This window comes from Muriicola sp. (genome assembly GCF_049669965.1).
Taxonomy (GTDB): Bacteria; Bacteroidota; Bacteroidia; order Flavobacteriales; family Flavobacteriaceae; genus Muriicola.
The window spans coordinates 1-12,430 of sequence record NZ_JBATLB010000211.1 but is presented as its reverse complement, the minus strand read 5'-3'; the positions used below and the strand labels follow the sequence as shown (position 1 = coordinate 12,430).

Below are 12,430 nucleotides of genomic sequence, written 5' to 3'. Positions count from 1 at the left end.
TTGACTACAACAATGCCCTGGCATGGGTTAAAAGACGCGTTGCCAAAAAATAGATTCTTCTACCCGTCATTTCCTTCTTTTTCATCTGCCGTTGAGGATACCTCACTGAAAGCCTTTCCTAAATGACTTGTTATGTCACTTGCCATGAGCGACTCCATGCTCCCATGCTGTGCGGCAAGGTCTCCTGCTCTTCCATGTAAAAAAACGCCCATGATAGCCGCTTCCAATGGCAGATAGCCCTGGGCAATTAATGAAGTAACAACCCCCGTAAGTACATCTCCGCTTCCCGCAGTAGCCATGCCCGGATTACCCGAATCATTTACATATCCCAGCCCTTTGTAAACAATGATGGTGTGAGCTCCTTTGATTATTACAATAGTATCGTAGGTAGAAGAGAACGCTATAACCTTCTCTAACTTTTCAAAATCATTCTGCCAGGGCCCAATTAGTCGTTCTAATTCCTTGGGATGTGGTGTCAAAACCGTTTTGGGAGGTAATAACTTTAACAACGATTTCTTTTTGGAAAGTATATTAAGTCCATCGGCATCGATGACAAGAGAAGTTCTGTTTTGCTCTAAAAATGCTTCAAATGCATCAATGGTGCTCTCGGAAGTCCCTGCACCAATTCCAAAGGCTATAGCAGATGGTTGAAACGGCACCCTGATATGTGAAAGATGTTTCTCTTGTTTATCCGTTATAACCATGACCTCTGCCAAGCTACTTTGCAGAGGAACGTAGCCGCATTGAGGAACAAATACAGTTACCAATCCGCTGCCAGCCCTTATACAGGCTTTTGCCGTTAAGTGCACCGCCCCAATTTTTCCATAGGACCCACCAACGACCAAAGAATGTCCGTAGGTGCCTTTATGAGTAAATTTTTTCCTGGGCCGGAACAAGGCTCTGACTTGCTGAAGCTGAATTAGTTCATAAGTCACAGCTAAGTTGGCAACGTATTCCGTATCTAAACCAATATCGACCACTACCCAATGCTCGCAAAAAACCCCGCTCTCTGGTAAAAAGAATACCAACTTGGGATATTGAAATGAGACTACAAGCTGCGCCATGATAATTCCGGAAGTATTTGCAACAGGCTTGTCTGTGAATAAGCCTGAAGGTATGTCTACCGATAGAATAAACGCCCCGCTGGCATTTAAATGAGTTATGAGTTTAGTTACCCATTCGTCTGCCAACCTGTTGAGACCGGTCCCGAAAATAGCATCTACGATCATGTCATCTTTAGAGACAATCGGTAACTCATCAACCTTAGAAAATACATGCGGCCATATCTTACGATCTTTGAGGCGATCCAGGTTGGTTAAAAAATCGGGGGACCTCTTATCGCTATAATTTACAATATACACCTCAAGGGAATACCCATGTTCGGCCAGGAGCCTTGCTACAACCAGGCCATCGCCTCCGTTATTTCCTATACCGCAAAAAAGATGAATGGTAACCGGGGCCCCTTGCAATTGATCATGAATCCATTTGAAAAGTGCCATTCCTGCCCTTTCCATCAGTTCATCACTGCGTATACCTTGTTGTTGAATGGTATATTGATCTGTTTTTCTTATTTGATCACCAGAGAGTATTTTCATTCTAAACGCTGTACTTTTTAGGGCAACGATACCTAATTAAAATTAAGGGATTTATGTTAAATCTCCTTTTTCAGCAAGTTGACCAATGAATTCTTAAAAATAAGGTGAAAAAATCCGTGAGTCCTCAAAAAATCCTATTAATGTTGGGTTGGCTATCTAAAAATACTACATTTGAACCGTTATGAAAGTGCTTATGATCGCTGTTACCTGCCATTGTCGAACGAATATTCCCTGTTGTTCAGGAACTGCCATTCCTACAGGAACCCCATGGGGGTGATCTGTATTATTCTTTGTTCAACACATTACTTTTCTTTAATTTTTGATTCACATGAAAGTTTTAAAATTCGGCGGTACCTCCGTAGCTACAGCCGCTAGTATACAACAAGTACAAAATATTATCGCCCAGACCAAGGCCAAAAAACTCGTAGTAGTAGTTTCTGCCCTGGGTGGTGTCACGGATATGTTACTTAAAGCGGCAAAAACGGCTGCCGATCAGGAAATTGAATATAAGGATGTCTTAAAAGATATAGAAAAGCGCCACCTGAATATTATAAAAGAATTACTCCCCATAAACGCGCAAAGCAAGGTCTTAAGCAAGGTTAAGAGTGAGTTAAATGTCCTGGAAACACTGCTGGAAGGGGCTTACTATATCGGTGAGATAACGCCAAAATTATCCGATAAGATAGTCAGTTTTGGTGAACTTTTGTCGGCCTATATCATCAGCGAATACTTCATTGAAGTTGGCCATAAAGCAACGTTTAAAGATAGCCGAGAGCTTCTTATTACAGATAACACTCACGGCAAAGCCATCGTAGATTTTGAAGAGAGTGGAAATCGATGTTCTCACTATTTTTCCAAAGTACCGGCTCACATTGTGGTTATGCCAGGATTCATTGCCGCTACCAGGGATGGAAATGTTACCACTCTGGGACGAGGGGGTTCGGATTATACCGCTTCTATTGTAGCGGCTGCCATAGATGCCGAGGAATTGCAAATTTGGACCGATGTCAGCGGCATGTATACGGCGAATCCTAAAATTGTAAAGCAAGCAAAAGCCATCCCTCATATCTCGTACGAAGAGGCTATGGAACTATCGCATTTTGGCGCAAAAGTACTATACCCTCCTACCATTCAACCGGTATTAGCCAAAGGATTACCTATAGCCATCAAAAATACCTTCGACCCAGAGGCTCCAGGAACCATCATAACACGAAAGGCACCCGAAGAAGGGAGAACAGTTAGAGGAATTACTAATATCCCCGCCATTACACTACTCTCAATTGAAGGGCCGGGAATGATAGGCATCCCAGGTATTTCAAAGCGTTTCTTTGAAGTACTTTCACAAGCAGAGATAAGTGTTGTGCTCATTACCCAGGCATCATCCGAACATTCTATCTGCATCGGTATTGCCGATGAATATGCAGAAAAGGCTATTAGCCAGGTGAATAAAGCTTTTGCCTACGAGATGGCCATGAAAAAAATAAAACCCCTACTCATTGAAAAAGAATTGGCCATTATTGCCTTGGTTGGGGATCAGATGAAAAATCACCAGGGATTAAGTGGTAGAATGTTCAGCACTTTGGGAAAGAACAACGTAAATATCCGCGCAATTGCCCAGGGAGCCTCTGAACGAAACATATCTGCTGTAATCAGGAAAGAAGATGTAAAGAAGGCTTTGAATACACTTCACGAGGCCTTTTTTGAAGAACAAACAAAGCAATTAAACCTTTTTATACTGGGTGTTGGAAATGTGGGGTCCAAATTGTTAGGGCAACTAAAACAACAAAAAAAGTACTTAAAAGAACACTTGCGATTAAATGTTAGGGTTATAGGAATCGCAAATTCCCGTACCATGTATTTTGATGAACAAGGTATCCCTTTACAAAAATGGCCGGAACTTTTAACCCAGGGAACCAAGACAGACGCCACTCAATTCTACAACACTATACTAGAATTAAATGCGAGGAACAGCATACTGGTAGACAATACCGCCAGCGAAGAGGTTGCCTTTACCTACAAGAATTTCCTTAAGCAAAGCATTGCCGTGGTGACCTGTAATAAAATTGCTTGTTCATCTGGCTATGAACACTACCGTCTGCTCAAAGAACTCGCAAAGGAATTTGAGGCTCCTTTCCTTTTTGAGACCAATGTGGGTGCTGGCTTACCAATCATTGACACCTTAAAACATCTCATTGCCTCTGGCGATGAGATCATAAAGATTAAAGCTGTATTGTCTGGTAGCCTGAATTACGTTTTTAATAATTTCAACGAAACAACTACTTTTCATGATGTGGTAAAAAAGGCCCAGGAAGAAGGCTATACTGAACCAGATCCAAAAATAGACCTGAGCGGAATAGATGTAATGCGCAAAATACTGATACTGGCCAGGGAAAGTGGCAATGTGATGGATCTGGAGGAAATTGTGAACAGGTCATTTTTACCTGAGGAAGCATTGCAAACAAAAGATAATAAAGCATTCTTTGCCGCGCTGAAGAAATTTGAAAACCACTTTCAACAGATGGTCATAGATGCCAAAAAAGAAGCTTGTAAGCTCAAGTTTGTAGCCACTTTGGATAATGGAAAAGCAAGTGTTGGCCTGGAGCATATTCCTGAGGGACACGATTTTTATTCCCTTGCGGGAAGTGACAATATTGTACTTTTTTATACGAAGCGGTATCCTGAACAACCATTAATCATTAAAGGCGCAGGTGCTGGAGCAGATGTGACTGCTTCCGGGATTTTTGCTGATATCATCAGAATTGGAACGTATTAAAAAATCAAGAAAACAGTATCATTTCTAAAATTCTAATAGCTTTGGCACTGAAACCTGTCCCATATGACCCAAGACAGCATTAAAATATTTTGTCCGGCTACGATTGCCAATATATCATGTGGTTTTGACGTGCTCGGACTGGCGCTTTCTGCTGTTGGTGATGAAATGGTCATTAAAAAGGTACCTATTCCCGGACTTAGGATCACCAAAATTATTGGTCTGGACCTTCCCAAGGAAGTTGAAAACAATGTAGCAGGAGTGGCCGGGCTTGCTTTTATGGAAGCCTCTACGTACAAAGGCGGCTTTGAAATAGAGATTTATAAGAAGATCAAAGCTGGTAGTGGGATAGGCAGTAGTGCAGCAAGTGCAGCCGGGGCAGTTTGGGGGATGAATGCATTATTGGATGCCCCTTTTTCCAAGCGCGAATTAGTTCAATTTGCCATGGCTGGTGAAAAACTTGCTAGTGGTGTTGCCCATGCAGATAATGTCGCGCCTGCAATTTATGGAGGATTTACATTGGTCAGAAGCACGGATCCACTCGATATTATTCCAATACACGCGCCTAAGGAGCTCTACGCATCCATTATACATCCGCATATAGAAATAAAGACCTCAGACTCCAGGAAGATCTTAAAAACCAGTATTTCACTCGCAGACGGAATAAAGCAGTGGGGAAATGTAGGTGCGCTGGTAGCCGGTCTTTTTCAGGAAGACTATGATCTTATTGGTAGGTCGCTGGTAGATCACATTGTAGAACCCATCAGATCTATCCTTATCCCTGGTTTTGATGAGGTAAAACAAGAAGCGTTAAATGCCGGCGCCCTTGGCTGTGGAATCTCCGGATCCGGACCTTCTATTTTTGCCTTGAGTAAAGGATTAGCGACCGCAACAAGGGTAACACAAGCCATGAGTAACGTATTTGTAAAAATGGATCTTTCGTATGATCCGTACGTTTCTGAAATAAATACAAAAGGTATTCAGATCATCTCCTGAAGGCCTATGAGAACCTAAGAGTAAAATGAACTTCTATAGCCTACATAATAATGCCGCTAAGGTTTCTTTTAAAGAGGCCGTAATTAAGGGAATTGCCCCAGACGGCGGTTTGTACTTTCCGGAGCAAATCCCCCAGCTCCCGACTATTTTTTTTCAAAACATTCAGGATCTTTCAAATCATGAGATTGGGTACCGTGCCCTAATGCCGTTTGTAAAGGATGACATTCCTCCTGCCGTACTTAAAGAAATTCTTGAGGAGGTGCTCGATTTTGATTTTCCTCTTATACCCATAAATGAAAAAGTATCTGCCCTGGAACTTTTCCACGGACCTACCATGGCCTTTAAAGATGTAGGAGCCAGATTTATGGCTCTTTGTCTGGGCTATTTCTTTAAAAATTCTGAACAAAAAGTCAAAGTTTTGGTGGCCACATCAGGAGACACCGGCGGTGCAGTTGCCAATGGTTTCCTGGGCGTAAAAGGAGTTGAAGTAGTGATTCTATACCCTAGTGGGAAGGTAAGTGACATACAAGAGCGCCAACTCACCACCCTCGGACAAAATATCACGGCCCTGGAGGTAAATGGCACCTTCGATGATTGCCAAAAGATGGTAAAAAAAGCCTTCGTGGATAACAGCCTTATCAACAGCGTACAACTTACCTCAGCCAACTCCATTAATGTTGCCAGATGGTTGCCTCAGATGCTATATTATCTTTTTGCTTACAAGGAACTAAAAGCATTAAATAAAAAATTGGTCTTTTCCGTGCCTAGTGGAAATTTTGGAAATATTTGTGCCGGAATGATGGCGCAGCAAATGGGGATGCCGGTAGGTCATTTTATTGCCGCTACCAATAGAAATGATACCGTACCAAAGTTTATGCAAACCGGAGTTTATGATCCAAAACCATCCCACGCTACTATATCTAACGCAATGGATGTGGGTGATCCCAGTAATTTCGTTAGAATTCAACATCTGTATCACGATGACTTCTCGCAATTACACTCTGAACTAAGTTCGTACTCTTTCACCGACATAGAAACGAAAGAAGCAATTAAAAAAATCTATAAACAGGCTGGCTATATTGCAGATCCACATGGGGCAGTAGGCTATTTAGGACTCCAAAAATATATGGAGAACCACCCAGATGTTTATGGCATTTTCCTCGAGACTGCACATCCTGTCAAATTCCTGGACGTAGTATCTTCTACCTTAAACATTTCCCTCCCCCTACCCCCTCAGATAGAAAAAATTATGGACAAAAAAAAGGTCTCTATACGGATATCTGAGTATGAAGAACTTAGGAGTTTTCTTTTAACAAAGTGATAATCCCAGGATTGGACCTATCCACCAAATCACCCTATTCCTAGGAGGTCAACCAACTATTTTCAATATCTTTGGGCAGTAAAAGATTCCGATAATATGAAAAATACAGCGCTGTCTGCGACCCATGAGAAATTAGGTGCAAAAATGGTACCCTTTGCTGGCTACAATATGCCCGTATCCTATGAAGGTGTTAACATAGAACATGAAACTGTGCGAAAAGGAGTAGGTGTATTTGACGTATCCCATATGGGGGAGTTTTTGATCGAAGGCCCTAATTCATTAGACCTAATCCAAAAAGTAACCTCCAATGACGCTTCAAAACTTACGGTTGGCAAGGCACAATACAGCTGTTTGCCAAATGAGACCGGCGGAATTGTAGATGATCTTATAGTCTACAAAGTAAAGGAGGAAACCTATCTATTGGTCGTGAATGCCTCTAATATTGAAAAAGATTGGAATCATATTTCTAAATACAATGCGGATTACAAGGCGGAGATGAAGGATATCTCAGAAAACTACTCCCTATTGGCCATACAAGGACCAAAAGCAGTTGAGGCTATGCAGAGTATAACTTCAGTAGATTTAGAACAGATCCAATTTTACAATTTTGTCGTAGGCGACTTTGCAGGGATAGATCATGTGATCATATCTGCAACAGGCTATACAGGATCTGGGGGCTTTGAGATCTATTGTAAGAACACTGAGGTAAAACAGGTATGGGATACCGTTTTTGAGGCCGGTGCAGCGTACGGCATAAAACCGATAGGCCTGGCGGCAAGAGATACCTTACGACTGGAAATGGGCTATTGCCTGTACGGAAATGACATTAATGATGAGACCTCTCCCTTAGAGGCCGGGCTGAGTTGGATAACCAAGCTTAGCAAGGACAATTTTGTGAACAAAGATGGGCTGGCCAGACAAAAAGAAGAAGGCGTTAAACGCAAATTAGTAGCCTTTGAATTAAATGAACGGGGTATTCCCAGACAAGGATATGCCATTTTGGATAAGGACGAAAATGAAATTGGCAGTGTAACCTCAGGTACCATGTCTCCTTCTTTAGGCAAAGGTATTGGATTAGGCTATGTTCCGACAGAATTTGCGTCTCCCGGAAGTAACCTTAAAATACAGATAAGAAAAAACTCTGTTGGCGCAACCATCATTAAATTACCATTCTATAAAGATTAATGATAGACTTCCAAGGGATTATTGAGGATATTACCCGTAATTTAAAATCTATTGAAGATCGGGGAACCGTTGCCTCTTATATTCCTGAACTGGCCATAGCCAATAAACATAAATTTGGCATTCACCTTATTGATTCACAAAATAACAGCTATAGTGCAGGGGATGCCGAAGAAGCTTTTTCTATTCAAAGTATCTCCAAGGTCCTTTCATTGGCCCAGGCAATGGGAGTGGTTGATAACAAATTGTGGAAAAGAGTCTCGGTAGAGCCCTCGGGAGATCCGTTTAATCATCTTTCGCTCCTTGAAATGGAAAATGGCATACCAAGAAATCCATTGATCAATGCAGGGGCATTGGTTGTGTGTGATGTCTTAATAAGCCAATTAAAAAATCCAAAAGAAGACTTCCTGACATTTGTCAGAAATATAGCAAACGAGCCAACTATCCACTACGATGAAAAGGTGGCCCTATCAGAAAAAAGAACTGGTTTTAAAAACTATGCCGCGGCTTATTTACTAAAATCATATGGAAATCTTGAAAACGATGTAGATACTGTTTTAGATTTTTACTTCCATCAATGCTCTTTGGCAATGTCTTGTAAACAACTGGCAAAACTCTTTTATATCTTCATGAACAGGGGTAAATGTTTAAGAGAAAAAGAATACTTGAATATTAACCAGGTAAAGCGGATCAATGCGCTTATGCTTACTTGTGGATTTTATGATGAAGCGGGTGAATTTGCCTTTGAAGTGGGCCTTCCCGGAAAAAGTGGTGTAGGTGGAGGAATAGCAGCCCTATTACCAGACCAGTATTGCGTTGTTACCTGGTCACCAGGTTTAAATCAAAAAGGAAATTCAAAATTGGGAATGTTGGCATTAGAGCAATTGACCACCAGAACTGGTTTATCAATATTTTAATCGTTGGAATCAAAAAAAATACTCATTTTAGGCGCCAGTGGTTTCATAGGTAATGCACTTTACAAGGAATTGTGTAATTATTATGACACCTACGGTACTTATTTTTCCTCCAGAAACGGATATACTTCCAATCAGCAATTTTTTCAATACGATCTACAGGAAGACGATATTTTTGAGTTGCTGGAAGAGATTCGACCTACCATCATTATTTCGGCTTTACGAGGCGATTTCGCTGCGCAAATTCAGGCGCATCAACATCTGACCGAATATGTAGCCAAACACAACTGTAAAGTATTCTTCCTTTCCTCCGCCAATGTCTTTGACGGGTACAGTAAATTCCCGTCTTACGAATACGACAAGACCCTTTCTGAAAGTATTTATGGCCGATTAAAAATCAAAATAGAGAATATGCTGCTGCGTCTTCCTAAACGGAAGGCAGCTATCCTAAGAGTACCTATGGTCTTTGGCAATACCTCACCAAGGATCAAGGAAATGAAACAGGCTATATGGAACAATGACCCTATCGAAGTGTTTCCTAACCTGATCATCAATGTCACAAACGATGATAAACTTACACAGCAGATCCATTACCTTATCAACAGGAATAAAAGCGGTATTTATCATTTGGGCAGCACAGACCTTGTACATCACGAAGATTTTATAAGGGAGGTGGTAGACCGTATAGGGAGTTTTAACCCCATCTACAAAAGGGTATTTACCACCAATGAGGAACGATTCCTGGCAGTGCTACCTAAGGATCATTTACTTCCTAAAAATTTACAATTAAACTATCAGCAAGTCATAGATCATCATTTAGTAGGCTAGTTTTCCGATTTACTTTTCAGCGGCCATAAATTTTTACTTGTATCTTTAACCTGCCCGGTAGATTTACCTGCTGAGCTTAGCACACTAAAAATAATACCTATGGAAAAACTTACCTCTCAACAAATTGAAGATAAAATGGCCTCCCTGGAGGGATGGGAATATGTCGATGACGGAATTGAAACATCGTTTGAGTTCAAGAATTTTAAGGAAGCTTTCACCGTTATGACGCGCATTGCCTTTGAATGTGAAGCTCAAAATCACCATCCGGAATGGAGCAATGTGTATAACTCTTTGCATATCCGCCTCAGCACCCATGATGCACAGGGCGTTACAGAAAAAGACTTTAAACTCGCCGGTAGCATAGAAAAAATCATTGAAAGCGACTAAAAATTACAAAGCCTAACTGTACCTTGTAAGGCTTCTAAAAATTGCTAAATTTGCCTGAAATTATTCGGTAATATAGCCTATGGGAAGAGCATTTGAATTTCGGAAAGCACGGAAGATGAAACGTTGGTCTGCCATGTCCAAGGCGTTCACACGTATTGGGAAAGACATCGTCATGGCCGTAAAGGAAGGAGGTCCGGATCCGGATGCCAATTCGCGCCTGCGAGCAGTGATCCAGAATGCCAAAGCCGTGAACATGCCCAAGGACAATGTTGAACGGGCTATAAAAAGGGCTTCAGACAAATCTCTGGGCGATTACAAAGAAGTATTATTTGAAGGCTACGCCCCACATGGTATAGCCGTCCTAATAGAAACGGCTACAGACAACAATACCCGTACGGTTGCAAACATCAGGAGTTATTTTAATAAGTGTAACGGCAGCCTGGGCACCTCGGGCTCGGTTGAATTTATGTTTGATCATACCTGTAATTTCCGCATTCCCATAGAAGGTATTGACCCTGAGGAACTGGAGCTCGATCTAATCGATTTTGGCGCAGAAGAGGTTTTTGAGGATGAAGATGGTATCATGATATATGCTCCCTTCGAAAGTTTTGGGGCCATTCAAAAAGAATTGGAAACCAGGGAAATCGAAATTTTATCTTCCGGGTTTGAGCGTATTCCGCAAATTACCAAAGCACTTAGCGCGGCGGAAGCCGAAGATGTAGAAAAACTTCTGGAGAAGATCGAAGAAGACGATGATGTACAGAATGTATATCACACCATGCAGGAATAACTTCAGAAACTACATGATTTTATCTTAAAAACATTAGAAAACTCCCGGAATAGTCCCAAATTCTTCGAAATCATAGCATTTATTGCATTTTTATTGGTTGGGATGACCAATATCATTGCGCGTACTTCCGTCTGAAACTACTTTTGAATAATGGAATTTTGAATCACGTTTATTCATGAACAACCTAATACTTAGAAATCATGAGAACTTCAACGAAAGCATTATTTTTTAGTACAATTCTGGTATTGTTTGTTGCCTTCTCTTGCAGCAAAGATGATCCGGCAGATGAACTTACCAAAGACGGTCCTTTTAACATCAGTGAACTAGCCGGAAACTGGGAGATTACAAAAGCACAATTTAGCGTTAACACTTTATCTGTTGATGTTGTACAGGATGGTGGAACAGCTAGTATGACTGTGCAATCTAGCGGTCGTTTTACGGTAACGCTCGACCCGATAGACCGTGTAGCATACACGGTAAGTGGAGAAATGTTCTGGGAAAAATGGGAAGGAACGTATTATTTTGCAATTGTATGGGATTCATACCCCGATGATTGGGACACTTATGGCCATACCTGGGACGGCACTACTTTTACCATTAACGGCGGTAGCGAAACTGGCGAATAGGATTTTGATAATGATGGGGATGCGGAACTGTGTACCCTGCATTTCATATTTGTACGAGCCTAGATTTTGTTGCCTGTAGTATTTCGGCGTATTGCTCGGATATCTATCCTACTGCACCTTTTAAGGATTTCATAAACGAATTAAAATCTTCCTCTGTTTTATTCATTGAATAAAGCGGTACTAAGATGCTTAACCCTTTTACCTTTTTATTTGCTGCGCTGACCAATATCATTGCACGTACCTCCATGTGAAACTACTTTTGAATAACGGAATTTTTAACACGTTCATTCATGAACAACCTAATACTTAGAAATCATGAGAACTTCAACAAAATCGGTTTTATTAGCTGTGCTTTTTATACTGTTTGTTGCCGCATCATGTGGTGAAAAAGATCCACCAATTACCCCCGATGGTCCATTTAATATCAGTGAACTAGCCGGAAATTGGGAAGCTACATCTGCAAGTTTTATCAGAGATAGTGACGCAATGTCTGTTGAGATAATTGGTGACGGTGGAACGGTAACCATGGCTGTTCAGAGTAGTGGCCGGTTTACAATGACCATTGATCCTTCCGATCGACCTGCTTATACCGTAAGTGGTGAGATGTTCTGGGAAATCTGGGAAGGAAACTACTACTTTTCTATTGAGTGGGCAGACTATCCGGGCGACTGGGATTCATACGGGGCAACACTAACTGGTGATACCTTTGAGATTTATGGAGGTTTTGATACCGGAGAATACGATTTTGATAATGACGGCACTTCAGAATCGGCACGTATTAGCTTTACATTTGTTAGGGTCTAAGTGTATTCGGGGATCTTCCCAACAACACCTTTGTAAAATTCTTTGTATCGCTTAAAATCGGTTTCCTTACTATCGGTCGTAAAGACCGGTTCAGATATTTTTACCTGTTTTTTTCCATAGTCAAAAGATACCATAACCACAGGAACCTTGGCCTGTTTAGCGATATAATAAAACCCGGTTTTCCATTGTGTTACTTTCTTGCGCGTGCCTTCCGGAG

12 protein-coding genes and 1 pseudogene are annotated in these 12,430 nt (G+C 41.4%); 10 read left to right on the top strand and 3 right to left on the bottom strand.

The window, feature by feature from the left end; translation table 11 throughout:
* Positions 1-59: 59 nt before the first annotated feature.
* A complete protein-coding gene (locus tag WBM49_RS11080) occupies positions 60-1,595 on the bottom strand; it encodes an NAD(P)H-hydrate dehydratase (RefSeq protein ID WP_424372116.1) in 1,536 nt (511 codons plus the stop codon).
* 328 nt (positions 1,596-1,923) lie between these two features.
* On the opposite strand from WBM49_RS11080, the gene thrA reads away from it, so the two are divergent.
* The 9 genes from thrA to WBM49_RS11035 all read left to right on the top strand — a co-directional run bounded on the left by thrA (position 1,924) and on the right by WBM49_RS11035 (position 11,409).
* On the top strand, positions 1,924-4,368 hold the full coding sequence (gene thrA / locus WBM49_RS11075) for a bifunctional aspartate kinase/homoserine dehydrogenase I (protein WP_424372115.1): 2,445 nt from the start codon (positions 1,924-1,926) through the stop codon (positions 4,366-4,368).
* A 63-nt stretch (positions 4,369-4,431) separates the two neighbouring features.
* Positions 4,432-5,361 carry a homoserine kinase gene (locus tag WBM49_RS11070; RefSeq protein ID WP_424372114.1) on the top strand — a complete coding sequence of 310 codons (930 nt, stop codon included), beginning with the start codon at positions 4,432-4,434 and terminating at the stop codon, positions 5,359-5,361.
* Positions 5,362-5,386: 25 nt separating this feature from the next.
* Positions 5,387-6,682 carry a threonine synthase gene (gene thrC / locus WBM49_RS11065; RefSeq protein ID WP_424372113.1) on the top strand — a complete coding sequence of 432 codons (1,296 nt, stop codon included), beginning with the start codon at positions 5,387-5,389 and terminating at the stop codon, positions 6,680-6,682.
* Positions 6,683-6,778: 96 nt separating this feature from the next.
* Entirely contained in the window at positions 6,779-7,867 is a 1,089-nt protein-coding gene (gene gcvT, locus WBM49_RS11060) for a glycine cleavage system aminomethyltransferase GcvT (RefSeq protein ID WP_424372112.1), read from the top strand.
* Positions 7,867-8,781, top strand: a complete 915-nt coding sequence (locus WBM49_RS11055) for a glutaminase (RefSeq protein WP_424372111.1) — start codon at positions 7,867-7,869, stop codon at positions 8,779-8,781. Before gcvT ends, WBM49_RS11055 begins: the two co-directional genes overlap by 1 nt.
* 3 nt (positions 8,782-8,784) lie before the next feature.
* Positions 8,785-9,606, top strand: a complete 822-nt coding sequence (locus WBM49_RS11050) for a sugar nucleotide-binding protein (protein WP_424372110.1) — start codon at positions 8,785-8,787, stop codon at positions 9,604-9,606.
* Positions 9,607-9,705: 99 nt separating this feature from the next.
* Positions 9,706-9,993, top strand: a complete 288-nt coding sequence (locus WBM49_RS11045) for a 4a-hydroxytetrahydrobiopterin dehydratase (RefSeq protein WP_424372109.1) — start codon at positions 9,706-9,708, stop codon at positions 9,991-9,993.
* A gap of 79 nt (positions 9,994-10,072) precedes the next feature.
* A complete protein-coding gene (locus tag WBM49_RS11040) occupies positions 10,073-10,783 on the top strand; it encodes a YebC/PmpR family DNA-binding transcriptional regulator (protein ID WP_424372108.1) in 711 nt (236 codons plus the stop codon).
* Positions 10,784-10,983: 200 nt separating this feature from the next.
* Complete coding sequence (locus WBM49_RS11035) at positions 10,984-11,409, top strand: hypothetical protein (RefSeq protein WP_424372107.1); 426 nt, start codon at positions 10,984-10,986, stop codon at positions 11,407-11,409.
* Positions 11,410-11,512: 103 nt separating this feature from the next.
* Here WBM49_RS11035 and WBM49_RS11030 read toward each other — a convergent pair whose 3' ends face one another.
* Positions 11,513-11,656 carry a hypothetical protein gene (locus WBM49_RS11030; RefSeq protein ID WP_424372106.1) on the bottom strand — a complete coding sequence of 48 codons (144 nt, stop codon included), beginning with the start codon at positions 11,654-11,656 and terminating at the stop codon, positions 11,513-11,515.
* 68 nt (positions 11,657-11,724) lie between these two features.
* Here WBM49_RS11030 and WBM49_RS11025 point away from each other — a divergent pair, with 68 nt between their 5' ends.
* The gene (locus WBM49_RS11025) at positions 11,725-12,213 is read left to right on the top strand and encodes a hypothetical protein (RefSeq protein ID WP_424372105.1); all 489 of its coding nucleotides are present in this window, start codon (positions 11,725-11,727) and stop codon (positions 12,211-12,213) included.
* Here WBM49_RS11025 and WBM49_RS11020 read toward each other — a convergent pair.
* A pseudogene (locus tag WBM49_RS11020) lies at positions 12,210-12,430 on the bottom strand (acyltransferase); the annotation flags it as partial. The gene WBM49_RS11025 and the pseudogene WBM49_RS11020 sit on opposite strands and share 4 nt — an antisense overlap.